Annotated in this window: 27 protein-coding genes and 4 tRNA genes; 18 read left to right on the top strand and 13 right to left on the bottom strand. The window is 46.2% G+C overall.

What is annotated here, in order from left to right:
• Nucleotides 1-11: 11 nt before the first annotated feature.
• The 11 genes from SPHMEL_RS06560 (at nt 12) to SPHMEL_RS06510 (ending at nt 7,573) form a co-directional block, all read left to right on the top strand.
• A complete protein-coding gene (locus SPHMEL_RS06560) occupies nt 12-479 on the top strand; it encodes an uL15 family ribosomal protein (protein WP_012608820.1) in 468 nt (155 codons plus the stop codon).
• A gap of 409 nt (nt 480-888) precedes the next feature.
• The gene (gene secY, locus SPHMEL_RS06555) at nt 889-2,313 is read left to right on the top strand and encodes a preprotein translocase subunit SecY (protein WP_042667806.1); all 1,425 of its coding nucleotides are present in this window, start codon (nt 889-891) and stop codon (nt 2,311-2,313) included.
• A gap of 2 nt (nt 2,314-2,315) precedes the next feature.
• On the top strand, nt 2,316-2,771 hold the full coding sequence (locus SPHMEL_RS06550; protein WP_042667805.1) for a hypothetical protein: 456 nt from the start codon (nt 2,316-2,318) through the stop codon (nt 2,769-2,771).
• 64 nt (nt 2,772-2,835) lie between these two features.
• Nucleotides 2,836-3,108, top strand: coding sequence for a 50S ribosomal protein L34e (locus tag SPHMEL_RS06545; RefSeq protein ID WP_042667804.1), 273 nt, complete (start codon nt 2,836-2,838; stop codon nt 3,106-3,108).
• 28 nt (nt 3,109-3,136) lie between these two features.
• Complete coding sequence (gene cmk, locus SPHMEL_RS06540; protein ID WP_012608816.1) at nt 3,137-3,694, top strand: (d)CMP kinase; 558 nt, start codon at nt 3,137-3,139, stop codon at nt 3,692-3,694.
• Nucleotides 3,695-3,722: 28 nt separating this feature from the next.
• A complete protein-coding gene (locus tag SPHMEL_RS06535; protein ID WP_012608815.1) occupies nt 3,723-4,013 on the top strand; it encodes a 50S ribosomal protein L14e in 291 nt (96 codons plus the stop codon).
• 69 nt (nt 4,014-4,082) lie between these two features.
• Nucleotides 4,083-4,352 carry a hypothetical protein gene (locus tag SPHMEL_RS07580; RefSeq protein WP_042667803.1) on the top strand — a complete coding sequence of 90 codons (270 nt, stop codon included), beginning with the start codon at nt 4,083-4,085 and terminating at the stop codon, nt 4,350-4,352.
• A gap of 18 nt (nt 4,353-4,370) precedes the next feature.
• A complete protein-coding gene (locus SPHMEL_RS06525; RefSeq protein WP_042667802.1) occupies nt 4,371-5,141 on the top strand; it encodes an RNA-guided pseudouridylation complex pseudouridine synthase subunit Cbf5 in 771 nt (256 codons plus the stop codon).
• Nucleotides 5,138-5,719 (top strand): class I SAM-dependent methyltransferase, encoded by a 582-nt coding sequence (locus SPHMEL_RS06520; protein WP_042667801.1) that lies wholly within the window; start codon nt 5,138-5,140, stop codon nt 5,717-5,719. The genes SPHMEL_RS06525 and SPHMEL_RS06520 overlap by 4 nt, the downstream gene beginning before the upstream one ends.
• 5 nt (nt 5,720-5,724) lie before the next feature.
• Nucleotides 5,725-5,808: transfer RNA gene (locus SPHMEL_RS06515), tRNA-Ser, on the top strand.
• Nucleotides 5,809-6,337: 529 nt separating this feature from the next.
• Nucleotides 6,338-7,573 (top strand): S8 family peptidase, encoded by a 1,236-nt coding sequence (locus SPHMEL_RS06510; RefSeq protein WP_042667800.1) that lies wholly within the window; start codon nt 6,338-6,340, stop codon nt 7,571-7,573.
• Here the strand turns inward: SPHMEL_RS06510 and SPHMEL_RS06505 are convergent.
• Nucleotides 7,565-8,455, bottom strand: a complete 891-nt coding sequence (locus tag SPHMEL_RS06505; RefSeq protein ID WP_042667799.1) for a hypothetical protein — start codon at nt 8,453-8,455, stop codon at nt 7,565-7,567. The two genes, SPHMEL_RS06510 and SPHMEL_RS06505, sit on opposite strands and share 9 nt — an antisense overlap.
• Nucleotides 8,456-8,512: 57 nt before the next feature.
• A complete protein-coding gene (locus SPHMEL_RS06500; protein WP_269479115.1) occupies nt 8,513-8,962 on the bottom strand; it encodes a pyroglutamyl-peptidase I in 450 nt (149 codons plus the stop codon).
• Nucleotides 8,963-9,092: 130 nt separating this feature from the next.
• Between SPHMEL_RS06500 and SPHMEL_RS07615 the strand changes: the two genes are divergently transcribed.
• Nucleotides 9,093-9,293: a P-loop NTPase family protein gene (locus tag SPHMEL_RS07615; protein WP_051401025.1), complete on the top strand. Its 201-nt coding sequence runs from the start codon at nt 9,093-9,095 to the stop codon at nt 9,291-9,293.
• Nucleotides 9,294-9,395: 102 nt separating this feature from the next.
• Here SPHMEL_RS07615 and rbcL read toward each other — a convergent pair whose 3' ends face one another.
• Nucleotides 9,396-10,733 (bottom strand): type III ribulose-bisphosphate carboxylase, encoded by a 1,338-nt coding sequence (rbcL, locus tag SPHMEL_RS06490; protein ID WP_042667798.1) that lies wholly within the window; start codon nt 10,731-10,733, stop codon nt 9,396-9,398.
• Nucleotides 10,734-10,855: 122 nt separating this feature from the next.
• Here rbcL and SPHMEL_RS06485 point away from each other — a divergent pair, with 122 nt between their 5' ends.
• Nucleotides 10,856-11,323 (top strand): archease, encoded by a 468-nt coding sequence (locus SPHMEL_RS06485; protein ID WP_042667797.1) that lies wholly within the window; start codon nt 10,856-10,858, stop codon nt 11,321-11,323.
• Here the strand turns inward: SPHMEL_RS06485 and SPHMEL_RS06480 are convergent.
• Entirely contained in the window at nt 11,312-11,878 is a 567-nt protein-coding gene (locus tag SPHMEL_RS06480; protein ID WP_042667796.1) for an archaemetzincin family Zn-dependent metalloprotease, read from the bottom strand. The two genes, SPHMEL_RS06485 and SPHMEL_RS06480, sit on opposite strands and share 12 nt — an antisense overlap.
• Before the next feature lie 70 nt (nt 11,879-11,948).
• Nucleotides 11,949-12,021 (bottom strand) — tRNA-Phe (locus SPHMEL_RS06475).
• Nucleotides 12,022-12,158: 137 nt separating this feature from the next.
• Here SPHMEL_RS06475 and SPHMEL_RS06470 point away from each other — a divergent pair.
• The 3 genes from SPHMEL_RS06470 (at nt 12,159) to SPHMEL_RS06460 (ending at nt 14,743) form a co-directional block, all read left to right on the top strand.
• Entirely contained in the window at nt 12,159-12,884 is a 726-nt protein-coding gene (locus SPHMEL_RS06470) for a nucleotidyltransferase family protein (protein WP_051401024.1), read from the top strand.
• 2 nt (nt 12,885-12,886) lie between these two features.
• Entirely contained in the window at nt 12,887-13,432 is a 546-nt protein-coding gene (gene dcd / locus SPHMEL_RS06465; RefSeq protein ID WP_042667795.1) for a dCTP deaminase, read from the top strand.
• A gap of 75 nt (nt 13,433-13,507) precedes the next feature.
• Nucleotides 13,508-14,743 (top strand): glycosyltransferase, encoded by a 1,236-nt coding sequence (locus SPHMEL_RS06460; RefSeq protein ID WP_232216790.1) that lies wholly within the window; start codon nt 13,508-13,510, stop codon nt 14,741-14,743.
• 510 nt (nt 14,744-15,253) lie between these two features.
• Here the strand turns inward: SPHMEL_RS06460 and SPHMEL_RS07455 are convergent.
• Together SPHMEL_RS07455 and SPHMEL_RS06450 are read right to left on the bottom strand one after the other, a co-directional pair.
• Nucleotides 15,254-15,709 (bottom strand): hypothetical protein, encoded by a 456-nt coding sequence (locus SPHMEL_RS07455; protein WP_042667793.1) that lies wholly within the window; start codon nt 15,707-15,709, stop codon nt 15,254-15,256.
• A 483-nt stretch (nt 15,710-16,192) separates the two neighbouring features.
• Nucleotides 16,193-16,302 (bottom strand) — tRNA-Glu (locus SPHMEL_RS06450).
• A 110-nt stretch (nt 16,303-16,412) separates the two neighbouring features.
• On the opposite strand from SPHMEL_RS06450, the gene SPHMEL_RS06445 reads away from it, so the two are divergent.
• Nucleotides 16,413-17,417 (top strand): zinc-dependent alcohol dehydrogenase family protein, encoded by a 1,005-nt coding sequence (locus SPHMEL_RS06445; protein WP_042667792.1) that lies wholly within the window; start codon nt 16,413-16,415, stop codon nt 17,415-17,417.
• A gap of 2 nt (nt 17,418-17,419) precedes the next feature.
• On the opposite strand, the gene sfsA is transcribed toward SPHMEL_RS06445, so the two are convergent.
• Genes sfsA through SPHMEL_RS07395 form a run of 3 tightly spaced genes read right to left on the bottom strand, consistent with a single transcriptional unit; the run spans nt 17,420 to nt 18,649 of the window.
• The gene (gene sfsA, locus SPHMEL_RS06440) at nt 17,420-18,145 is read right to left on the bottom strand and encodes a DNA/RNA nuclease SfsA (protein WP_042667791.1); all 726 of its coding nucleotides are present in this window, start codon (nt 18,143-18,145) and stop codon (nt 17,420-17,422) included.
• On the bottom strand, nt 18,114-18,479 hold the full coding sequence (locus SPHMEL_RS06435; protein WP_156915452.1) for a hypothetical protein: 366 nt from the start codon (nt 18,477-18,479) through the stop codon (nt 18,114-18,116). Before SPHMEL_RS06435 ends, sfsA begins: the two co-directional genes overlap by 32 nt.
• A 2-nt stretch (nt 18,480-18,481) precedes the next feature.
• Entirely contained in the window at nt 18,482-18,649 is a 168-nt protein-coding gene (locus tag SPHMEL_RS07395; RefSeq protein WP_156915451.1) for a hypothetical protein, read from the bottom strand.
• Nucleotides 18,650-19,136: 487 nt separating this feature from the next.
• Here SPHMEL_RS07395 and SPHMEL_RS06430 point away from each other — a divergent pair.
• Nucleotides 19,137-19,212, top strand: a tRNA-Gly gene (locus SPHMEL_RS06430).
• Between the two features lie 700 nt (nt 19,213-19,912).
• Here the strand turns inward: SPHMEL_RS06430 and thyX are convergent.
• The 3 genes from thyX to SPHMEL_RS07070 are packed head-to-tail and all read right to left on the bottom strand — an operon-like array spanning nt 19,913 to nt 24,108.
• On the bottom strand, nt 19,913-20,812 hold the full coding sequence (gene thyX, locus SPHMEL_RS06425; protein ID WP_042667790.1) for an FAD-dependent thymidylate synthase: 900 nt from the start codon (nt 20,810-20,812) through the stop codon (nt 19,913-19,915).
• Nucleotides 20,812-21,564, bottom strand: a complete 753-nt coding sequence (locus SPHMEL_RS06420) for an anaerobic ribonucleoside-triphosphate reductase activating protein (protein WP_012608786.1) — start codon at nt 21,562-21,564, stop codon at nt 20,812-20,814. The genes thyX and SPHMEL_RS06420 overlap by 1 nt, the downstream gene beginning before the upstream one ends.
• Before the next feature lie 42 nt (nt 21,565-21,606).
• Nucleotides 21,607-24,108, bottom strand: a complete 2,502-nt coding sequence (locus SPHMEL_RS07070; RefSeq protein ID WP_051401023.1) for an anaerobic ribonucleoside triphosphate reductase — start codon at nt 24,106-24,108, stop codon at nt 21,607-21,609.
• Between the last annotated feature and the right edge of the window lie 96 nt (nt 24,109-24,204).

Here is a 24,204-nt window from a genome sequence, read left to right as displayed (position 1 = left end):
GGTGATAGATTATGGTCGTTAGAAAAGGTAAGAAATCCAGGAAACTCCAGGGTCGCACGAGAACAATGGGTTGGGGTAGGGTTGGGCAGCATAGGAAAAGTGGTTCGCGTGGTGGATTCGGTGCTGTAGGCTTCCATAAGCATAAATACATCTGGATAATAAAGCATGCTCCAAACTGGTATGGTAAACACGGCTTCAGGCCTCGTAGTAGAATCCATGAGAATGTAACCATTAATGTTGGCGAGTTAGATGAATTAGCGTGGAGGCTGGCCTCCAACGGTAAGGCAATCATCGAGGATGGACTAATAGTGTTAAATACCGTCGAAATGGGTTTCGACAAAGTACTAGGCTCTGGTAAGGTTACCAGGGGTTTAAAGGTTATAGCTAGGGAGATAACAGAGGAGGCTAAGAGAAAAATCGAGGAAGCAGGGGGCAAAGTAATACTCCTCGAGGAGCTTGAAGCGGGTAGTGCAACCTAGGATTTCTATATTTTAGAACATCCAGCACTCTTAGCCTGTTGCAGGTTCTGAATTCTTTTTAAATATTTTTGGATTATGTTTTATTCTCTCGGTGTCTTCACTCGCTTTCCTCGATGACTATTACCTTTTACTTTTCTCCCGTGGAGCCTGAATAGTTTCTCCCGGTATTCTCTGGGCGGGTATACGGGGTATTCCACTATTGTGAAGAATGAAGCCGGACGGAGCAGGGGAATAAGAAATAATGGGATGAAGCAGGTAGCCAGAAATATCTACAGGCAATCACAGGAATTCACCAGACCCGAACCCTCCATAATGAAATGAATTTAATAAGCCCCTCACGACTCATTATAGAGTCTAGTCTAGACTAAATATTGGGCTTATACTACAGTGATGGATGGGGGTTTGGGGAATGGGTTTACTCAGGGTGATGGCTAAAATAGCGGATTATCTACCTACAGCGGTTAAGCCGCAGGGCAAGCCCTCGATGTATGAGAGGCTGTTCTGGACCGGTGTGGCTTTAATAGTCTACATGATAATGGCTAATACACCGCTCTACGGTATATCCTATGCTGGACCTGAGCAGATATTATTAATACAGATAATATTCGCGTCCAACAGGGGTACGTTAATGGAGCTCGGTATAGGGCCTATTGTAACGGCAGGCTTGATAATTCAGATCCTTGTGGGTGCTAAGTTGATCAACCTTGATTTAACGGATCCCGAGGACAGGAAGGTTTTCACTGCTTCCCAGAAAACCCTAGCCGTTATACTGGCGGCCTTCGAGGCCGGAATGTACGTCTTGTCATGCAGGTACTGGATGCCTCTGGGTAATCCTGTGACAGCTTGTAGTGCTGGATGGCATGTCCGCTTAATAGTGTGGCTCCAATTATTCGTTGCATCCTACCTTGTAATAGTCCTGGATGAGACGATTCAAAAAGGCTGGGGTATAGGCTCCGGTGTCTCGCTGTTCATACTGGCTGGTGTTGCTACAACTATATTCTGGAATATCTTCAGCACTGTGACTTATCAGGGGCAGCCAATAGGCTTCATACCATACATGATCCAGGTGATAAGCAGTGGTGGTGGCTTAGGTAATGTATTGTTCAGGCCCGGCGGTAGAGACCTTGTTGGACTCATAGCTACTATAGTTATAATGTTTATCCTTGTATACTTGAGCAATATGAAGGTCGAAATACCCGTTACATCACCGAGGTTGCAGAGCATTAAGACCAAGATACCGCTCCAGTTCCTCTATGTAACCAATATACCCGTGTTATTTGTAGGTATACTTTACGCTAACATACTTGTCTTCGCAACATTGTTCAGGGTTTACCTTGCGTCAGTGGTGCCCCCGAGCTTTGTTGACCTATTAGCTAGATACGATACCTCAGGTAGGCTTGTCGGTGGATTAGCATACTACCTCGCATCGCCTAATGGCTTATATAGTGCTCTATCCGATCCGGCTCATCTAATAGTGTATAGTTTACTGGTCTTCATACTGGCAGTCCTATTCGGGTTGATGTGGGTCGAGGTCGCTGGATTAAACCCGGCTGCACAGGCTGAACAATTAATTAGTAGTGGATTCGAGGTTCCAGGGTTAAGAAACAACCCGAAGATTCTTGAGAAAATACTAGCCAAGTACATTTATCCCTTGACAGTGCTTTCAAGCCTTATTGTTGCAGCGATAGCTGTGCTAGCGGATGCATTAGGAGCCTATGGTACTGGCACCGGGATACTGCTGGCTATAGGTATCCTGCAGCAGTACTACGCGTTAATAGCTTACGAGAGAACTCTCGAGGCATACCCGTTGCTAAGGCGCCTTGTGGGAGAGTAGTAATGATCACAACGATTGTTTTACTCGTCTCCATTTCATCAGCCATATTAATATCCCTGCTTATTAAAGCTGTTAGGAATCATCCATATTTCAGTGAAGCTGTTAAGACATACCAGAGTATACAGGTTCCCGAAACCCCTAGGAGCAAGGGGGATGTGAGGAGGCTTAGGAAGTATAGGGCTCTATATAGGTCTGCGAGGAGGAGAATGCTCCTTCTCTTCGTAATACATATATCCGTCTTCTCGCTAGTCTATACGCTGATGATACTAGTCGTCTCGCTAATAGCTCGTTCAACCCAGTACGTGGATATACCCGTGTCGGTACCATTCCTCTCTGGTTTAAACACTGAGAGAGGCATTTACTACACGCATATATACATTATAGCCTTAATCGGCTTCGCTGTACCAATATACCTGGTCTCAAGGAGCATTAGGCTGGAATCAAGACAACCACCCTAGTAAAATTTAAGAACCTCTCGTAAATTATTACTCTAGAGCTAGAAATGCTTATGGTGAGGCATCGATGCCTAGGCCAATGTATAGGAATAGGAGTTGGAGAAGAATTATTGTTAAAACACCTGGCGGAGATGTCAGTGTGCATTATGAGAAGAGGAGGCCTAATGCGGCTAGGTGTGCTATATGTGGTAGACCACTCAACGGGGTTCCAGCTCTAAGGCCGGTGGAGCTCCGTAAACTAGCTAAGACCGAGAAGCGTCCTGAGAGGCCCTATGGTGGCTATATATGTCACGAGTGCCTTGCAAGGGGTATAAGGGAGGCTGTGAGGCAAGCACTCTAACCCCTGTTCCCTCTAGCGGTGTCTTAAATTGGTTAAGATAGTTTTTAGCGGGCCGCCTGGTAGTGGTAAGACGACCCAGGCTAAACGCGTTGCCGAATACTATGGGTTGAAATACTTCTCGGCTGGCTCATTGTTCAGGGAGTATGCTAGGAGAAAAGGGGTAAGCCTGGAGGAGTTGAGTAGGATAGCGTTGGAGGATCCCTCTATAGACCTCGAGATAGATAGGATGACCCTTGAAACAGTTAGGGACAGTGATGACATCGTTATCGATGGGCATCTAGCAGCCTGGATAGTATCTGACATCGTTGACTTAAAGATATATGTTACAGCTCCCCTCACGCTCAGGATACTCCGTGTAGCCGGCCGTGACAACACTCCCCTGGGTAAAGCGTTGGCTGAGACCCTTATAAGGGAGTATTCTCAGAGAAGAAGGTTCATGGAATACTACGGGATAGACATATATGATACCTCGATATTCGATTTAACTATAAACACAAAGCTAATCGGGGTCGAGGAGGCGTTTAACATTATTAAGTCTATAATAGATAAGATTTTAAAAGAGAAACATGGTAGTATGAGTGAATAGTGTTTAAAGGAGTAGAGGGGTGTTTAAAATGCCCGCGATAGAAATAGGTAGGATATGTGTTAAAACAGCAGGTAGGGAAGCAGGCAGGAAATGCATTATAGTAGACATAATAGATGATAACTTCGTCTTAGTAACAGGGCCTAAGTCACTGACAGGAGTTAAGAGGAGAAAGGTGAACATAAAGCACTTGGAGCCCACAGATAAATCAATTAAGATACCCAGAGGCGCTAGTGATGAAGAGGTTTTAAAGGCCATCGGTGAAAATGGTTTAACAGATTATATGGTGGAGCATGTAAAGCCGAAGCTGACGCCTATTTAAGCTGGGTCTCGGCGAAATAATTAATATTTTCTTTAAATATTTTCTCTCCACCAGGGAAGGTGTAGTATAATGGACCTGGTTGAGAAGGGGTTATCCTTCATAGATTACATAACAGCGAGAGCTGGCTACAGGAATGAATGGATAGTACTAAGAGATGCTGAGACAAGCCCAGACCACGGGGTACTACCATATGAGAGAAAGGTAAACGATCACATAAACTACGGTGTGATAAACCTTGATAAACCACCGGGGCCGACGAGTCACGAGGTCGTGGCATGGGTCAAGAAAATGTTCAATCTGGAGAAAGCCGGTCACGGGGGCACCCTGGAGCCCCTTTAGGGGCGGGGAAACCCCAAGGTGACCGGTGTTCTACCAATCGGGCTAGCGAATAGTACGAAGGTCATTGGGAACGTGATACATAGTGTTAAGGAATACGTAATGGTTATACAGTTACATGGGGATGCCAGGGAGTCCAGTGTTAAAATGGTTGTAGAGTACTTTAAGGGCGATATATACCAGAAGCCGCCGCTGAGATCCAGTGTTAAGAGAAGTATTAGGGTCAGGAGGATATATGAAATCGAGTTACTGGAGATCAGGGATAGATTCATACTTGTGAGGGTTTTAAGCGATCCAGGTACATACATGAGGAAACTTGCACACGATATCGGATTAATGCTTGGCACCGGGGCACACATGAGGGAGCTACGTAGAACCCGTACAGGTCCTTATAGAGAGGATGAAACACTGGTTAGGCTGCAGGATATCAGCGAGGCACTTGCATTATGGAGGAGTAGCGGGGATGAGAGATACATCAGGAGGATAATACTCCCGGTTGAGACATCGATAGCTCACCTACCGAAGATAATGATACTTGATACAGCTGTAGACGCAATAGCTCATGGAGCCAATCTAGCTGTACCAGGCATCGCGAGGTTAACAAGTAATGTTGAGAGAAATAAAACTGTAGCTATCCTAACGCTTAAAGGCGAGCTGGTGGCGCTGGGTACGGCGCTATATAGTGCAAAGGAGATAGCTGGGATGAAGAAGGGTGTGGTGGCGAGGACCCGGAGGGTGGTAATGCCTACAGGGATCTATCCCCCCGCATGGAGGAAGGGGCAGCCGGGATGACGCACTACTATAAGCCTGGCCAGCCAGGCGAGAGGAAGCTCTTTTCCTTCACTATTCACGGCTATACATTCGAGTTCATATCTTACACGAGTCTCTTCTCGGGATCCAGCTTGGATGATGGGACAAGACTACTCCTCGAGAACATCATGGTGCCGAGGAGCGGCGTGGTACTAGATATAGGGTGTGGCTATGGAGTGATAGGTATAGTGGTAGCTAAGTTGAACCCCTTGCTCGAAGTATATATGACTGATGTAAACCCATTAGCAGTCAAGGTGGCTCGTTTAAACGCCTCAAGGAATAATGTAGAGGATAGGGTAGTAGTCCTCCAGGGTGATAGGTATAAGCCTGTAGAAGGAATGAAGTTCAATGCCATATACTCCAATCCCCCACTCTCAGCAGGAATGAGGATAGTGGAGGACATAGTTTTAGGAGCTAGAAGATACCTGACCGAAGACGGCTTCGCACAGTTCGTGCTAGCTAGAGGAGGAGAGTACCTGGCTGAGAAAGCAAGGGAGAGTTACAACATCGTCGATGCGAAAAGTAAAAAAGGCTATATCCTCCTATATCTTAAACCATGAGGAGCGCCGGGGTGCCCGAGCGGTCTAAGGGGCTGGCCTTGAGAGCCAGTGGGCTCACGCCCGCGCGGGTTCAAATCCCGCCCCCGGCGTCATCCCTTATTTATTAGATTTTTGGTAGTTACCCTGGAATTACCCCTAAGTTCATGGGAGTTATGGTTTATCTTTTTTCTCGGTGGAGTGTAAAGGGGTTTTAAGCTCTGACCCCTGCCCTAAAGGGCTGGGGTTCCCTTTAGGGTGGGGGTTCCCCGCATCTATTCAGGGTTTACGTTATCTGCGGGGCAGTCGAGGGGATAAAGGAGTTAATCTATACAGCCACAGTGATTGTTGATGAATGTAAGTCGGCGATTACCACAGTAACAGTGGTGGGTGATGCGTTCACAGGGTTAATCCATATTACGATGATTTTTGGAGTGATCGTGGTACTGTTAATAGCGTTGATATTCTATTCATGGTTGAAGGGTAGATATTGTAGATGAATAGTGTTTCTCGGTTTTCCCTACCTACTAGCTCCCCGATATGCTTCTCGGTCAGTGTTATGGATCCGGCTTATTCTCTAGATAGAAAAATTTATAAAGTATCCCACTGATTACTGTATGTGATTTAAATCTGGGTGGGGCCATGGTGTACAATAAATATGTCTTATTAATAGTAGTACTGGCTCTACTATTAATCCCACTAGTATTCTCTAACGAATCAGAGGCGTTAATAGTCAATGGGGGCTCAAACAAGGTAAGAGTAGTGATAGGATATAGGGATGAAACCTCTAGGCAGAACCTGTTGAGGAAACTCGGGGTATCACCAGTGAAAGAGATCAGGGATCTAAAGATACTGGTTGTCGAGATACCTGAGTCATTGATAACCCGTGTTAAAAGCCTGCCGGGTATTAGATACATTGAGAAAGATATAGAGGCCAGGGCTTTCGGCATAAGCGACTATTATGGTGACATCAAGTGGAACATGTACATGATCGGCATAACGGATGTCTGGGACTACTATTATAAATACTATGGCAGGTATACATTCGGTAGGGGAGTAGTCGTAGCTGTCCTTGACACAGGTATTGATTACACCCATCCGGACCTCTATGGCAGGGTTGCATACTGTATAAGGACAACTGGCTCAACCACTTATAGGGGTACTTCACTAAGTAACTGCATGGATGGAAACGGGCATGGAACACATGTAGCCGGGATAATTGCGGCGACTATAAATGGTGCGGGCGTAGCAGGTGTAGCACCAAACGTGACCCTGATAGCGGTTAAAGTACTCTATGACTCAGGAAGCGGGAGCGTTACAGATATAGCTGAGGGAATAGTGGAAGCTGTGAAGGCTGGAGCATACATACTCAGCATGTCGCTTGGTTCCTCAAGCGATAATAGCGTGTTAAGGGATGCATCAAACTGGGCTTACCAGCAAGGCGCTATACAGATTGTTGCAGCAGGTAACTCTGGCGATGGAAACCCAAGTACAGATAACGTTAACTACCCAGCTAGATACCCATGGGTGATAGCTGTTGCAGCAGTGGATTCAAACGGTAATACACCATCATGGAGTAGTGATGGACCGGAGGTTGATGTGGCGGCGCCCGGAGTCAACATATTATCTACGTACCCGAATAAAAAATACGCTTATCTAAGCGGTACATCAATGGCTACCCCGCATGTAACAGGTGTTGTGGCAGTTATAGAAGCCATGAGGTATGCTGCTGGTAAAAGCTGGCTGGGCTTCGACGCTATTTATAAAGTCCTGACATCTACAGCATATGATCTAGGTTCTCCAGGCTTCGACGTTTACACCGGGTATGGACTAGTGGATGCGTACAGCGCAGTCCAATACGCGTTAAGTCTACCCTAGTTTCTCCTCCAATATTTTTTCATGGGGTCTCAGACCCCCAATTCTTTTCACACTCCATGTCTCAACATGGATGTTTGATCTCCCTGGTTCTATTCTCCTTAAGGGGCCAAGGGTCTCTAGCTCCAGGAATCTATCATTAGTGTATACTTCTACACTCGAGCCGAAGTCGGGGTATACAGCGTCTTCTTCTCTGAAAGACTTCTTGAACAAGTATTCCTCCACCCAGTACGCGATCCATGAGGGATTGGCTCTAGCACCTATTTTAACCGGGTTTTTAACACCTGGGTCTTGATGTACTATGATGTAGCTACCTCTAAGCTTAATCCTCGGGTCATCTAGCCTAGTGTACGGCCATGCCACAATAAATCTATCTGGGAGTAGGCCGTGGTGATCCACCTGCCTCGGCTTAAATGGTATTATAGCGAATCCATTACCCCTCATAACTGAGATAGCCCAGCACGAGAACTCCAGTGGCCATCTACCTATATTGATTATTTCATGGACTACTTTCACCGAGTAGTCTTCTTCACCCGGTGTAACACGTATCTTCTTTAAAACATTGTTAGCACGCTCCGGGTTGCCGACGATCTCGATCTCATCTCTCTCAATCCTTAATTCAACTGGTTTATCGTCAAGTGAGTAGGAACGCGGCATGGCTTCAGGCGATGTCCAGAGCCTATGTCCCCCATGTATTTTCCAGGTGCCCTCGGGTGTTTCAATACTGATATCTGGTATTATACTGAATAAATTGAACTCGGGCTTCTCAAGGGGGGCGATATATAGTATCCTGGGACCTATGTCCAATGGTATACCGATCAATAGCTTGTTGATAATGTAGATTCTAAGCCTGTACCCCTCGACTATCTTCTCGATGTACTCCATTGACACGTCCCTCCGGGAAGTTGTTTTTAGTGCGGTGCGTTGACACATCTTATTACTCTAATATCTATATCTAGGGTTATTTTGCCCGGTTGTGTCCCCACTTATTATGGACTCGATGACTACTTTAACCGCTTTGATCATTAATTCGGGACTCATACTCGGCGGAACACTATGCGACTCCATTTTGGCAGCTTGCTCTGGTAGGTAGGGTAGATGGATAAACCCGGCTCTCAAGGGATAGCCATAAGTGTATCCATGATGCAGTAACCCGTAGAATACTAAGTTGCATACATATGTGCCAGCAGTATTGGATACAACAGCCGGCATGCCTTCCTCAGTTAGTTTCCTAACTATCTTCTTTACAGGTATTGTTGCCAGGTAAGCTGTGGGGGCCCTGGGTTCAATTGGTTCATCCTCAGGCTTCACGCCATCGTTATCAGGTATTCTCGCATTCATCAGGCTTAATGCGACTCTATCGATCCTAACGCATTGAGTCCCGGGAGCCAGCCCCAGGGTATCCTCGTGAGGCCGGGTGGAAAATCATCATGAAGGTGATGGAGCTACTGGAGATCAAGGGGTTAGAGAATAGGTTTCCCCACGAGTTAAGCGGGGGCAGAGAGTAGCTATTGCAAGGGCATTGGTTAAGAAGCCGGCGTCAATAGTAGCTGATGAACCGTTTTCAAACCTCGATGAATATAGTGCTGAGAGAGTTCTAGGGGTCTTCAAAGAAATGGCCAAGGATGGGACAGCCATATTAATAACCACTACAGAGATGAAGGCTGAATATGGGGCGACCCGTTACTATGTGCTTAAAGGTGGAAGATTATACGTAGATTAAAAAGCTTTATAGAGTATCAGCAAGGCCCTCTAATAAATAAGGGTAGTGTAAAAATGTATTTACAACTGAAAGCCTCGCCCTTTAGGGCAGGAAGGAGGTCGGCTAGATGGGTTTTGTAAAGCCCCATTTCTCCAGTGCTCTTGCCAGCTCTCTATGTGTCTTAGCGTACTCGTCTAGTGGAATATTATTCATTATTGCCTCTAGTGCCTGTCTAACAGCCAGTGCTCCGGCTCTAGGCCCGTCTGGATGACCTATTACCCCACCACCTATTTGTAGCACCAGGTTTGTACCCAGAGCCTCTATTACTGGTGGGAGGTTGCCTGGGTGTAAACCACCTGATGAGACAGGCATTGCCGGCTTGATGTGGTGCATTGGTTGCTCTAGGTGGTATATGTCATCTGGGTCTGGCTTGAAGTGTATCTCTCTCAGTATTTTAGCGTATCTTATAACGTCTAGCTTCCCGCCTTCGAGTTTTCCTGCCCCGGCTGTGCCAATGTGTAGTTGGTCTATTCCTATGATTCTGTATAATTTAGCCAGCACGTACATTGAGATGCCGTGGTATGGATTCCTGGTGAAGGCTGCATGCATTGCTCTGTGCCCATGTATTGCTAGTCCATACTCCTCTGCTAGATCCCTGATATATGTCAGTGCGCTCCACCCGGTGATCACGACATCAACCATTATGTATGGGTTACCGTAGTCTGCTACAAGCCTCAGCCTCTTCTCCATTTCACGTATATCGGAGGTAATATTGGCGAACCAGACTTTTCTCTCACCTGTCTCTTTCTCTACTTTATCAATAACCTTCATAATGGCCTTAGCTCTGGCCTCGAACCTACAGAAGCTTGGGCTGGTCAGGTTTTCATCGTCTTTTATGTAGTCTAATCCACCGCTTAGCAACTCTAAAGCCAGCTTCTCCACTTCCTCCGGTGAGTAACCCTCCTTGGGCTTCGGCACCGTGCCTACTATAGGCCTATCCTTTACCCCGAATATCTCTCTAACACCATTTAATCCCTTACTGGGTCCCTTAAATGACTCGAGGAATTTCTTGGGGAGATATATGTCCTCGAGTCTTAATCCTTCAACACGCTTCATACCAAATATGTTTCCAGCTATGGATGCCAGCAGGCCCGGTATATTTCCTTCCTCGAATAACTCCACTGGGTATGCTATTTTCACAATCCATGATCCATCGCCAAGGTCTTTGAAGTAGTATGCTTTACCACTCAGCCTTCTAACTCTCCCTACATCGTACCAATTGTAAAGGCTGGTCCACGTACCAGTGCTACTCTCAGCAGCTACGCCCCCTGCAGCGTCCTCAATAGTGAATCCCTGTGCAGGCTTAACCCTGTATACAGCTATTACATCGTTGCTGGGGTCAGGAGTATAGTTCTTGTCTATGTACTCGTGGTATGTTTCAAACTCGAATTTCCCACTCATCAACTTCACCCGTTTTTGTAAAGTTAATTTTATTTATATTAATTAAATTTATCTTTAAAATTGATATTAAGAGATACCATCGCCATTTATTTCTAAGGGTAAATGGGGCTGGGCGGTCTTTTATGGGAGAGGAAGTGATTGCATCGAGAAATGGCAGGTTCGATTTTCTCGAGCACATGAGCGATATATATGTTAGAGCCTATGGTAAGGACATCCTAGAGTTATTCGAGAACAGCGGGTTAGCGTTATTCGACTCGATGACTAATATTGATCACCTTAGACCAGCCGTGGAGAAGAGGCTAGAGGTTGATGGCTTTGACATGGAGAATTTACTATATAAATGGCTTGAGTCCCTTCTGTTATTATATTACAGTGAGAAACTAATGTGCGGAAGCATAGGTGTGGAAGAATTAAGTATTGAGAGGATTAATGGGGATTTATCATACAAGCTCAAGGCACGGGTACTATGTGAGGAATTCAATCCCTTAAGACATGAGGCCAGGGTTGAGGTGAAGTCTCCAACATATAACTTAATGAGGATATTGAAGCAGGAGGATAAGTGGGTGGCTTACTTCGTCCTAGATATTTAACTCTCTTATCCTCCTAGCGCATCCCTCGCAGAAAAACCTCGACTTGGCATCGACTTCCACAACACTATTACTGAAACTCATGACACAACCCTGGTTACTACAGTGGTTTAATCCTAGCAGGTGCCCTACTTCATGCACTACTTCCTTAACCAGTCTATTAAAGTACAGGTTGAAGTCTGGTTGTAAACCATAGTATTCCTGGCGGAGCCTCCTAGTAAACACTAATGCTGTACTATTACCTGGCACAGCCTCACCGAAGACAAAGTTCAAGCCCTCTTCATACCCATCTAAATAGCCTATCCCAATCACTATTGAGTCCTCGTTAACCCCGGCTAACTGAAGGTATGAGCGGATGTGATCTATTACACATCTCGCCAGGTACTGCTTCCTCTCCCAGTTGAAGCATTTTACAGGCGGCTTTAAAACCTCGCTCCACACGTATGCCCCTACTTTAACACCGGCCCTCTTTAATGAATCCACTAGTAAATCCCTTAACGCGTCGAGATACTCGAGTACACCATAGCTTGTTAACGGGACAATGATTATCTTTACCAAGACTTTGACCACCTAGACTTGGATTAGATTACTGAAGAATATAAAGACAGTGGGAGGATGAGTCATGGTATGCCGCCGCGGGGACTTGAACCCCGGACATCCCGGTCTTCAGCCGGGCGCTCTCCCAGCTGAGCTACGGCGGCGCCATTATTAATTGATTAAACAGGGGTTTATTAGGTTTTCTACGAGCCAGAGGGTGTTCGCTATCTTGAGGGAGTTCTGTACTGTGTTAATTATTTTTATCTTACGTCTTGGATGGATACTAATGTGGTGTATTAGAATGCTCGCCGTGATCCTGGCTGGAGGATATGGTAAAAGGCTTAGACCATACACGGATGACGTTCCTAAGCCAATGATCCCGGTTGGGGATAAACCTATCCTGGAATGGCAGATCGAGTGGTTGAAAAAGTATGGGTTTAGGGAGATAATTCTCCTAGTTGGCTATAGGAAGGAGAAGATAATAGAATATATTGGTAGTGGGAGCAGGCTTGGCGTGAGGGTTACATACGTAGTTGAGGATGAACCCTTGGGGACTGGGGGAGCCATTAAGAACGCTGAGCATGTCTTATCCAGGAACGGCACATTCCTAGTTATCAACGGAGATATAATTACCAATCTCAACCCGCTAAAGCTAGTCGAGAAACTTGAGGGTTCAAGGTATCTTGGTGTAATAGCATCGATACCTCTGCCAAGCCCATATGGTGTCCTCGAAATAGAGGATGAAGACAGGGTTAAGGGATTTGTTGAGAAGCCCCAGTTAAGTGACTACTGGATCAATGCCGGAGTATACGCTTTAAACCCTGAGGCTTTAAGATACTTCCCAGAGAAAGGGGACTTGGAGAAAACAGCGTTCCCTGCCATGGCCCGGGATGGAGTGCTAGGTACGGTGAGATATACTGGTGTATTCTGGAAGGCTATAGATACATTCAAGGAGTTAGAGGAGGCGTCCAGGGCGATCCATGAAATATTCCATGAATCACCTCAGCCACTTAGAAGGAGGGAGTAAGAATGATTCTAAGCGACTGGGATATCCGGGTTTACATCGAGAAGAAGCTCCTGATTATAGACCCGTTATTCGATGATACAGTGAGGGAGAATGGAGTGGACTTAAGGTTCGGGGACGAATTCTGTAGGTTCAAGAGGGAGAACAGTGTAGTTGATACCTCGAGGGACGGGGTTGACAACGTGTTAGAGTGCTATAGGGTTAGAGGCGATGGGTTCGTGATAAACCCGTTGGAGCATGTTTTAACCACGACCCTTGAGTATGTTGAGTTCCCCCATGACCTAGTGGGCTTGGTGAATCTTAGAAGTACTTTTGCCCGCTTCGGCTTATACATTCCGCCGACAGTGATAGATGCCGGGTTCAAGGGGAATATAACCATTGAACTCGTAGGTAGCACGGTACCGGTTAAGGTTTATCCGGGTCAGAGATTCCTCCACTTAATACTGGCGAGGACCAGTAGCCCTGTGTACAAGCCTTACACGGGTAAGTATCAGGGACAGCGAGGTGTAACACCGCCCAAGCTCGATAACAGCTCCTCTAAAATTTATTAAATACCAGCTAGTTTCTAATTCATGGTTTTAAACACCGTTTCAACTATCTAAGACTTGATGGTAGAGTGGGTCGGCTTGGTTAATGATCCACTGGCTGTAGTAGGACCATTTACAACCATTATTGGTGGGGCTGAAGTAGTAAAGATACGGGCTTCAATAGTATTGAAGAGGGTTGGCTACAGGGTTCTACTTGCCGGTCTCGCCCCCATTAGGCTGGGGGGTTTTATTACAGGTGTACAGGGCTTAAGCGATGTGGAAGTGTATAGTTTATTCAAGTGGTTTCCACAGGTATTCGGACTCTACCAGATGCAACTTGGTAATATAGTCGTTGAGAAAGCAGTGAAATATCGCAGACCGGACCTGGTCTTCATAGATAACGAGGGCTCTAAGGGGATCGATGAGTTAAAGAGGGTTATCGGCTTTAAGCTGGTTAAATACATTCACTTCCCCCACAGCATCTATGTGGCCACAGAGAATTGTAGTAGTTTTAAGAGCAGGAAGATAGAGTCCTACTGTCGTGATGCTGTATCTTACTCTAGGAAGTACTTCTCAACGGTTTTCTGGAACGCTTACTGGGCTATATACCTGAAACTACTGGAGGCAAGCATCCCTGAAGACCCATTCCTACACACGGATCTCGTTATAACTAACTCGGAGTATACGGGGGATATACTTAGGGAATTATATGGCGTTGAGCCACTAGTATTACATCCACCAGTATACATCGAGGACCTCCTCAGCTGCGGGAGAAAAGGGTTCGATGAAAGAGAGAATAGCGTGGTTATGGTTGGTAGAGTGAGTAGTGAGAAAAGGCATGATGACGTTATAAGAGCTATAGCCTTACTGGAGGAGCGGCCTACGTTGAAGATCATAGGCGCGTTAACAAGGGGAAATATCAACTACTTAACACATCTAAGGAGGCTTGCCGTGAAACACAGGGTAAGGCTAGAACTATACCTTAACGCATCCAGGGAGACGTTGATCGAGAACCTTTGCTCATCCAAGATATTTGTACATGCCACAGTAGGCGAGCACTTCGGTATTGCCGTGGTTGAAGCCATGGCAGCCGGGATCCCAGTTATAGTGAATAGGAATAGTGGGAGCTATAGGGATGTATTAGTCAACGGGTATTATGGGTTAGGCTATTCATCGATAAGGGAGCTCTCAGAGCTGTTGAAGAGCCTGATGCACGATAAGGTGTTATGGAGTAAATATCATGATCTCTCGCTATCTAGGAGTATAGAATACGATTCCAGAGTGTTCGAGAAAGCTCTAGCCGATAAAATACGTGGCCTCCTGGATGCTGGATAGGTAACGTGAATAGGGTGTTTAATCCTGCCGTTTATCCCTAGGTGTTCACTCCAATTATATATGTTCATGGCCGCACCTTATTCTAGTAATAATATGATTGTTGAATCATGTGGATCATGTGGTTTAGGTGTATTCCATGAGTAGGGTTGACACGGTTATACTATTGCTCATTGTATTAGTGGGTATGCTTGTTAGAGTCCCTTTCCTATGGACTACCTGTGGTAGTGACGTGGTTCAGTTCGCTGGTTTCGCAGATACCTTTCTACACCATGGTTTCCACTTCTATGATTACAACTACCTTGAGGCACCCGGCAATAACTGGCCGTATCCATGGAAGTATATTTATGGACCTGTACTCCTCCTCATATTGGCTCCTTTAAGACTTATAGCACCGGATCCTGTGAAGGTGGTCAGGGATCACGGGTTGAATATATATGCCTCCCCATCGTGGTGTGGGATTGTTAAATCTGTCTTCTCATTATTTGATGTTCTAACAGGGATCATGATCTACTATACTGCTAGAAGGATTTTTTCGACGAGTAGGCTGGTGGCAGCGATTGCTTCCTTACTATACTTATTGAACCCGATGACCATATATATCTCAGCGATATATGGCATGTTTGATAACATGGCTTTATTCTTCCTGCTCCTTGGGTTATACATGTACATGGATGGCAGGCATATGTTAGCCGGGTTGTTCATCGCTGGGTTCTCGGTCTCCGTTAAGCAGACTATCCTGCCTTCACTGCTAGTGTTGATTACCGATGTCTTCAAGAAGCATGGTTTATCGGGGGCTTCATTAAAGTATATCATGGTGGTTTTAACAGGTGCATTAGTCCCCTTCACCCCATTCATCATTGCTAGCCCGGGCACGATGGGATCACTGCTTAATGCATTGCTAGAATCATCTAAGCCTGGATATACTGAGCCCGTTGTATATAGTTTCAACGGTTTATCAAGCCTCATCACGTATAATTTCAGGGGTTACATCTGGGTTATTGAGTCATGGTGGGTTTTCTTCACTGTTATAACCCTCTCACTCCTACTACTATACTATAAGCAGGGGAGTACTTTACTCCTATGTGTCTCACTCGCGTACATTGCTTTTACTGCTTTCTACTGGAGGGTGAACCACCAATACCTGGTTCCACTAATAGCCTATATATCTCTGCTACTGGTAGCCGGGGAGAACGCTGTATCTAAGCCCCTCTTATTATTTACATATATATGGATAGGGTTATGGCCTGTGGCGTTTCCCACGAGCTGGTGGAGTCATGTACACATTGAGAATCCAGATGTGAATATATGGAGGCTCCTGGACTCCATTACTCTAATGATCTTTGATCCGGCCTTCTACGTAGCCTACTCGCTTGCCTTAACAACAAGCTTCTACATCATTATAGGATCCACTATGGTGCACTGGTTGAAACAGTTGATGAATAAGAGGAGTGCCGCCGCCGGGATTTGAACCCGGGTCTCCCGCACCCTCTCCTCAACGGGCCTTAGGGTGTCACGGGCTCGAGAGGCCCGCATACTTGACCGGGCTATACTACGGCGGCAGTCCGGATATGAATCATATGGATCAAGGTTTTTAAAACATTACTATCCAAGGTTTAAATAGTGTTTCACAGATTAGAGAACACAGGCTTGAGATTGTAAGGTGTATACGTTGAGAGCGATGGTTCTCTATTCTCCAGCTCCTGTCGAGTCAAGGCCGTTGAAATATATGGATGTCGAGAAACCAAGCCCCGGTAGAGGCGAGGTCTTGATAAGGATCCTCAAATGCGGCGTGTGTAGGACGGATCTCCACATTGTTGAAGGCGAGTTGAAACCTGTAAAGCTCCCACTGATACCCGGGCACCAGGTAATCGGTGTAGTAGAAGATGTAGGTGATGGGGTTGAAGGAGTTAGGAGGGGAGAGCGTGTTGGAGTTCCATGGCTATACTATGCTTGTGGTGAATGCAGGTATTGTAGAAGAGGTCTCGAGAATCTCTGTGAAAATGCTTTATTCACAGGCTACAGTGTGGACGGCGGGTACGCTGAGTACATGGTTGCAAAGGCAGGCTTCATACATAGGATACCTGATGGAATAGATGACACTCATGCAGCTCCATTAATGTGTGCTGGTGCAATAGGCTATAGATCCCTAAAGCTAACGGGGCTTCTTGGTAAGGGTGATGCAACCCTGGGTCTATTTGGCTACGGTGCAGCCGCACACCTTGTTCTACAGGTGGCTAGGAGGCTTGGCTTAAGAGTATACGTGTTCACGAGTAATAGGTGGAAGATAGAGAAGGCTCTCGAGAACGGTGCCGAATGGGCTGGCTCAACAAGTGAGGAGCCCCCGCGTAGACTCGATGCCGCAATAGTGTATGCACCTGTGTCCAGCGTCTTCATTGAGGCATTGAAGAAGATAGATAAGGGTGGGAGAGTAGTATTGGCTGAGATATATATGACTCCAATCGAGCAGCTGGACTACAGCCTCCTATGGCATGAGAAAGAAGTTAAAAGCGTTGCGAATGTAACTAGGAAGGATGTAGGAGAGTTCCTAGAGGTAGCCAGTAGACACGGTGTGAAGCCTGAAGTGAAAACCTATAGGCTTAGCGAGGCCAATGAGGCATTAATAGAGTTAAAGAAGGGGGGACACTTAGGGCAACTAGTACTAGATGTAGCTTAAATCTACTCTTCGCACATACTCCAAAGATCCACTGTTAAATCCGGGTTTTCAAGCACTATGCTGTAGGTTGAGTGGTTAAAGCTTATCGACACAGCCTTAAACAATACTCCTTTAGCTACAGCATCCCGGACAACCCTTCCTATTTCCTTATCGAAACCGCAATACAGCTTAAAGCCTCTTGCACCTGGTACACTGGACACGAACACAACTATTGATTTAACACTTGTTGAGGCTAGCTCGCTGAGAACCCTTATCTGTCTCCTACCTCGCTCAGTGGGTGCATCCGGATACCCGGAATAACCGTTTAGATTCATCACGGCGCTCTTTAACTCAATGAATACCATGGTGTTCCCGCATTTAAACAGGAAGTCTATCACAGCCTGATTAATCCTTATGTTTCTCTTAATAAGGCTACAGGGGTTCAACCATGGTATCAACCCTGACTCGGCTGCCTTCAGAAACGCTTTCTCCTGCATATTGGTATCCAATAGGATTACTTCCTTATTATTGTAGACACCTAGAAGCCTGTGCCTGAGCTTGACACCATTTATATTTATGAGCACGCCCCGCCTCCCGGGTTCGAGTATTCCATATAGCCTGCCGGTGTTGTTGAGGTGTGCCTGGATCAATCCATCACCGGCTTCGACTAACACTGTGAAGCGGTTGAGCCGTTTAATTATGGTGCACTCGAATATCTTACTGGGGTCGAGTGTTAGAAGAGGGTACACTATTTTCTCCCCCCGTAGTTTTCCCCTGTAATAATCCGAGGAGCTCTTTCCGCCAGAGAATAATTAGTGCTAGTATTGTTACCTGCCCGATGTCAGGGGAGACGCTTCCCCCCATATCTGTCTCCTCTAGTATTGTAAATGGATATAATGTGAGTCTTTCGTAATGGGATACATTATATATAATAATATAATGTAACGTAATGAGTATTAGGGCGACTACCGTGAAGAATATTTTCACTAATCCCTTCAACTCGAATAGGGAGAATATGAATAGTAGCACTACTATTAATACACCTATCACTCCACTGTACAAGTATACAGATGGATCCAGCATTATCATTGCACTCTAGGCCTCTCTAGCCCTACACTTGTCAGTATCAAGTACGCTGGATTGAGGCTTATAGCCTTATGCCCTTTGATCCCCAGATTGGAGGAGCGTAGCATCCTTCTCGACTGGGCTCCATGAAGCACAGGTGAAGCTATTAAGCCAGCACCAAGGGTCAACCCCGTTAACGGGATTACAACCGAAAGCCTCGCCCTTTAGGGTGGGGGAGGAGGTCAGAAGTACTCAGAATCACTGTTAGTGGGGGTGCTCTTCTAAAAGATATCTTGGTAATAGAGGTCTCACCACCACTGGTATTGATAAAGGATGTATTTGGGTCTCATCGAGTAAAGGGTCAGATTTTCCGGCTTTCATCACTGCAGGGCTCATGAGACCCTCTTTTCATCACTATGGTAAAGAGTATTCACATCAAGGATTTTAATATATCACCTATGATATAAAGCTTAATAGCTTCATTGAATCCATGTTGTAAACTAGTGGTGTAAACGGTTGAATTACGGCTCTACACCTCGGTAATACTTCCTGGGGTTAAGCCTGTTTATTTTTGTTCAAGTATCCAATACGTAAGACGCATCCTTAATTAAGGAGGGAGTGGTTATTGAATAAGAATGTTTTAAAACCTATCAAGATTCTAAGAGATTATTGGTTGCGGCGGTCGTCTAGCCTGGACTAGGACGCCGGCCCTCCAAGCCGGAGATCCCGGGTTCAAATCCCGGCCGCCGCATATTCTACCCGATGTATCCGGATCCCTTGTACGTTGTCTTATCCATGGAGGTAGGTATTATTGGCTGGGCACCTTTGTTATTTCAACACATGCTTCTTCTATTCGTTTGAAACACCATCCTTCAGCCTTAAAAGCAGGCTTTCAGCTGTAAGCTACAAGCTAGCATTTGGAGGATACTGACTTATATACCGCTGTGAATCTTCTCGACGCTTTCTTGAAGATGGCATCCTCTAGAAAACTGTATTTATAACCACAATCAACGATAGAAAGTGTAATAAGGGCTAGTATTAGATGAGTGTAAGCGTTCTCCGCTCCATAAATGTCCAGCAGTGATCCTATACTGTCCAGGTTTATACTTGTACCGATAGCCTCAGATTGTTGTTTCTGTTTTCATACTTTTAGGTTTATGAAGGTTGGTATAGAACTCTTTTATTGAAGAGTGAGTATGTTGAAAGTGAATCGGGGTGCGGGGGTTTCCCACAGCTATGACCTCGAAAAGCTATGAGGGGCGAGCCGTGGGCTGGGGTCACCCCGAGCGAGCGGAGCCCAGTGATATGGATACCGAGGGCAGTGAAGCCAAGCGCAGAGGACTCGATATCAAACCCTATGAAGCCCGAAGCCCCCCTTTCCACGGCCCGTTATAGGTCTTGGAAACTAGGACCACCGCTAGATGTATAATCACCGATACTGGGTATGAATGTTAAATTATTAAGGCGGTACTTATACATTCCCGTATTTTTTCCCTTGGCACTAGTTCCGGGCATCTCTCCAAGGTGGGTGTGCATGCTCCCTCAAGGTAATCTTTAAGTGTACATGGCTTACTCCTACTTCTATTGTCTTGTAGGATGCACCGTGGGCCAGCGTACTTGAATAATAATGGTTCAACCTTATTCAGCTCACCTAGTATCTGCCAGGCTATGCTGCGTATCTCCCACTGTGCCCTGGCACATGTTCTCAGTGGAATAAATACCTCGATGAGCTCTCTGGCATTCATTGATACAAGTAGCCTGGTTTTCACAGCCTGGGGTAGTAGGTATCTTGCATCCTCATATGGAATCCCGTTGAGGAGTGCCTTATAGTAGGATTTAACTCCTTGTATAATGGCCCTGAGGGATTCTTTATCCTTAAGCCTTACCGTGCTGGGCGGGATTATGAACGCCTCAGCTACGACTTCCAATAACTCGGTGAAACCTGGATCAGCATCTAGGAATCCCTCTATAGCCTCAACGTATTCTCTGAAACCGGCTTCCCGTGGATTTCTGCCGGTGTGCTCGAATATTTTCGTCACCATGTTTCTCAGGTATTTATCACTGTATCTCTGAGACAGCTGTGAGAACGAGGCGTGTCTGTGTCTAACTAGTTGATGACTGCAAACCCTGCTACATATCACTTCGAATATGAATATCGAGTGCTCAAGTGGAGAGCCATGGCCCCGTTTAACCAGTTCCCTGATCCACTCCTCGGTTTTCACATAATCCATATCCCCGGTAATCGAGGTGAAGTCTCTTGGTGATAGGGTGAGCTTTGAAGCAGATGCTATAATCCTACTTGTATCAGGTAAATGTGCAACGAGGAGGGCCCGCGGTAGGTATTTCTCCATTACCTCGGCACCTCTTTAATAAAGGTCTTAAACCCGAGCCTTCTAAAAACACCTGCGACTCCTTCAAGTTCTACCTCGCTGGGCATACAGTATTTATCACACCACTCTACGCTACGGGGATTAGTGAGAGGCTTTGATAGGAGGGGGTTCACAATGACAACGGTATTTTCCACGTGTTTACTGAGGGTAGGCATGATGGATTCCAGTGTCTTCTCCAGCGTCTTGAACGTTAAGTTTTTGGCAACCGGTATCCTAAGCTCGAGGGGGATGTTTTTCTCAACTATGAGTCTCAACGACTCCGTGAACTGTTTAAATAATATATTCGATGCATCGCCGAGGCCTGATAACTCGTCGAAAGGGGTCTTAAGGTCTGTTGCAACATGGTCAATGACGCCTTGATCCACCAGCTTCTTAAGGGGCATGTAAAGGGTTAGATTACTGTTTAAACTAGTTGCCACATCCATCTCCTTAGCCTCCTTAAACAACCATGATAGGCCAGTGTATTGGAGCAGTGGTTCTCCACCGGTTACATGAAGATAGTCTATGAAGCTCCTGCTCGCTGAGAGATCATCGAGGAGCCTACTGATGTCTAGGGGCTTACATATTGAACCCTCATTGCTTGCAAGCCTCCAGTTATGGCAGAATGGACACTTCAAGTTACACATGCAGAGCCATAGCGTAAAGGTTACGGAGCCGTGGACGTCAACTAGGCTGGTATTCTTCCACCCGCTACCAATCAGTTTGATGAGCATGAGAAACCACCAGACGAGAAAATCAAGAAAACGAGTCGGTGTTTAGAAGACGTAGTGATTCCGTGTCCAGAACTCCTTCCTCCTCTGGGGGTTCCAGTTCTTTATTGGCCTATAGTAACCTATAATCCTGCTCCATACCTCGATGTTCTCGTTTCCACATCTCGGGCAGGATTTATATAACCCGGTGTATGTTCTCCCGCATGATGGGCAATATGTTAATGCAGGGGTGAAGCTCCAGTACACGATATCGGTATCCATGATTCTCTTAGCCAGCTTCGCCAATGCGTCTGGCTCGGGTTCCTCGGCTAGAAATATATGCATCATCACGCCCCCCGTGAAGTACTTCTGGACTCTTGCCTCAACCTCGATTCTATCGGGGAGCTCCATTTCAGGGGTATAGTATGGGGCTATACTGGTCGAGTATACAGGGTTATCAGAGTCTGGTAAGTAATCTGCTAGTTCAGGGTATAGCTTCATGTCTAGAGCCGCCATCTTGGGTGAGGCTGACTCGGCTGGGACCTCCTCAACATTCCATGGGGTGCCCGACTCCCGCATCCATCTTCTAGCAGTATTAGTGGCGTGCTCGACTATCTTCCTCATCAACTCTGTTGCTCGGAGCCAATCGCTCCTATTTCCGTCTAGCCAGAGCTTCGGCTCTTGCAGCAGTATGGCGGCTGCCTCGGGTAGCCCTATTAATCCTATGGTGTTGAAGTGCGATGAGGGGAATTCAGGCATATATTCTGTGATCATATAGTAGAAATTCGGGTATTCTTTCAATATTTTCACATACCTAGCTCTAAACCAGTCTACAGCCTCCCTAACCAGCTTCAAGGCCTCATCGTAGAGCTCCCAGAATCTGGTGTCATTACCTCTAGCCTCTAGAGCCAGCCTCGGAATATTGATATCTACAACATTTACGCTCCCAGTTATATCGGGCATTGCCCACAGCCCGCCGAACTTCTGCTTCTCAAGCTTGTTCCAATATTCTTCCCTAGCTTCCTCAACGTCTTTTTTAATCGAGCTTAAAGAGAACGTTAAGCCACCGTTGTATGCGTAGAGAAGCTCGTTCTTCTGAATACTAATCCTGCAGCAGTTGTGGGTTATCACGCCCCCGCTGTGGACGAAGTAGTGGGGCCCATCTACCTCCACGTCGACGAACAGTTCATCGTTTTCAAGCTCCACCTCTTCTATGCTCTTAATACTGACCCACACAACACTTCCTGTCTTCATCCTATGTTTCCAAGCCTCGATTGAGGGGTTTTCCTCATCTACCACTAGCTCGACTTCCCCTTTGAGCTCTACGTATTCACCACTGATTTCCGCCTGTAACACTGGTAGCTTACTGTCTTTCGGTATGTCGTTGGCCTTCCTCAGCTCGTATCTCCTGTGGTTCCTCCTGTAGACCAGTACTGGGTGGTCTGGCGTGGCCACAAAGCCCCTGCCATTACTAAGCTGGACTCTGACGGCTTTCCTAGACTTCTTCACTAGGATTCTCTTCACAGGCCTCCAGCTTACCTCGCCTGTTTCGGGGTTGAACGCCAGCACCTTGAACTCCCTAGCCGGCTTATACCATGTCGCCCCATCCGGGTCCACGGCCTCTACTCCACCAGCGTACTTCTCCACCAGCTCTCCCATCGTCAGCTCGTGTACTTCGCCATCGTTGTTGATGAGTATCTTCTCACCGCTATGCAGGCACATTGCATAACTGGCGTCCGGGTCTACTACCCTAGTGTTTAACCAGTAGAAGCTTCCGCGTTTTGCAGCCGTCTTGAATACCGCTTCATATATCTCTGGATCCTCCCAGAGTAGTTTAGATGTGGTCATTAGGGTGGGAATTGGGAATGTAAATGGTTGCCCTACGCTGTCCCCATTCATATAGTTCTCGAAAAGGGCTAAGAGAAAGATTTTAGCCTCCTTCTCATATGCCCCAAGGGGCTCGGTTTTCTTACCATCGTAGACGGCGTAGTCTCCTTCGAGGGCTTTCCTCGATGCATCCATTATTATCGTGAAGTTCGTGAAGGGGGTTTGCAAACCTATCCTGGTTGGATAGTTTAAATTATAGAGTAGCCTCTGGATATTCTGCTTTACCCCTCGGTAGTCTAATCCATCGCTCCTTATGAATGGACCCGCGTACCACTCGACGCTGGAGAAAGCCTGCGCCCCTGTGAAATAGTGCTGGAGTGTGATCAGGTAGTTAGCCACGTGGTCTACGAATGTGTCGAAGTGTCTTGCTGGACGGGAGATGACTGTAGGGGTCTTCAAGCCTTTCTCAAGTAGCCTTGCCATACTATGCCCGGTGCAGTAGGGTATGTATATGCTCTGGGGTAGTTTGTGAATATATATTAATCCATCCCTATGTGCTTTAAGGATGTGACTTGGAAGCAAGCCTAGTATGTCGCGCTTCATGTATTCCTCGAGCAGGTAGCTGAAGAAGCTGCCTGGACCCATGTATTTATTAGCGTTCTCGTTTACGTCGAGACTACTCCATTTGACAAACTCTATAAAGGGATCTCTTATATCAGTATCAACCTTGCTCGACTGCATAAGGCATCTCCGATAAGGCTTCAAGATAAATACTAGGAAATACAAGATATTTAAGCAGGATTGAGTTGGTTGATGTAACCCACTGGTAGATAACGA

The organism is Desulfurococcus amylolyticus Z-533 (genome assembly GCF_000513855.1).
GTDB lineage: Archaea > Thermoproteota > Thermoprotei_A > Sulfolobales > Desulfurococcaceae > Desulfurococcus > Desulfurococcus amylolyticus.
This window is presented reverse-complemented; position numbering and strand designations above follow the sequence as displayed.

What these genes read in the sequence shown, in the direction of transcription:
- SPHMEL_RS07580 (WP_042667803.1), top strand. Translation starts at nt 4,083, where the DNA reads ATGGACCTGGTTGAGAAGGGGTTATCCTTCATAGATTACATAACAGCG.
- SPHMEL_RS06435 (WP_156915452.1), bottom strand. Translation starts at nt 18,479, where the DNA reads ATGCTGGATCCATCTGTATACTTGTACAGTGGAGTGATAGGTGTATTA.
- SPHMEL_RS06520 (WP_042667801.1), top strand. Translation starts at nt 5,138, where the DNA reads ATGACGCACTACTATAAGCCTGGCCAGCCAGGCGAGAGGAAGCTCTTT.
- secY (WP_042667806.1), top strand. Translation starts at nt 889, where the DNA reads ATGGGTTTACTCAGGGTGATGGCTAAAATAGCGGATTATCTACCTACA.
- SPHMEL_RS06545 (WP_042667804.1), top strand. Translation starts at nt 2,836, where the DNA reads ATGCCTAGGCCAATGTATAGGAATAGGAGTTGGAGAAGAATTATTGTT.
- dcd (WP_042667795.1), top strand. Translation starts at nt 12,887, where the DNA reads ATGATTCTAAGCGACTGGGATATCCGGGTTTACATCGAGAAGAAGCTC.
- rbcL (WP_042667798.1), bottom strand. Translation starts at nt 10,733, where the DNA reads ATGAGTGGGAAATTCGAGTTTGAAACATACCACGAGTACATAGACAAG.
- SPHMEL_RS07070 (WP_051401023.1), bottom strand. Translation starts at nt 24,108, where the DNA reads ATGCAGTCGAGCAAGGTTGATACTGATATAAGAGATCCCTTTATAGAG.
- SPHMEL_RS06535 (WP_012608815.1), top strand. Translation starts at nt 3,723, where the DNA reads ATGCCCGCGATAGAAATAGGTAGGATATGTGTTAAAACAGCAGGTAGG.
- SPHMEL_RS07455 (WP_042667793.1), bottom strand. Translation starts at nt 15,709, where the DNA reads ATGAGGCTTGATAAACCGTTGAAACTATATACAACGGGCTCAGTATAT.
- SPHMEL_RS06560 (WP_012608820.1), top strand. Translation starts at nt 12, where the DNA reads ATGGTCGTTAGAAAAGGTAAGAAATCCAGGAAACTCCAGGGTCGCACG.
- SPHMEL_RS06485 (WP_042667797.1), top strand. Translation starts at nt 10,856, where the DNA reads ATGGGAGAGGAAGTGATTGCATCGAGAAATGGCAGGTTCGATTTTCTC.
- SPHMEL_RS06510 (WP_042667800.1), top strand. Translation starts at nt 6,338, where the DNA reads ATGGTGTACAATAAATATGTCTTATTAATAGTAGTACTGGCTCTACTA.
- SPHMEL_RS06505 (WP_042667799.1), bottom strand. Translation starts at nt 8,455, where the DNA reads ATGGAGTACATCGAGAAGATAGTCGAGGGGTACAGGCTTAGAATCTAC.
- SPHMEL_RS06550 (WP_042667805.1), top strand. Translation starts at nt 2,316, where the DNA reads ATGATCACAACGATTGTTTTACTCGTCTCCATTTCATCAGCCATATTA.
- thyX (WP_042667790.1), bottom strand. Translation starts at nt 20,812, where the DNA reads ATGGAGAAATACCTACCGCGGGCCCTCCTCGTTGCACATTTACCTGAT.
- SPHMEL_RS06420 (WP_012608786.1), bottom strand. Translation starts at nt 21,564, where the DNA reads ATGCTCATCAAACTGATTGGTAGCGGGTGGAAGAATACCAGCCTAGTT.
- SPHMEL_RS06470 (WP_051401024.1), top strand. Translation starts at nt 12,159, where the DNA reads ATGCTCGCCGTGATCCTGGCTGGAGGATATGGTAAAAGGCTTAGACCA.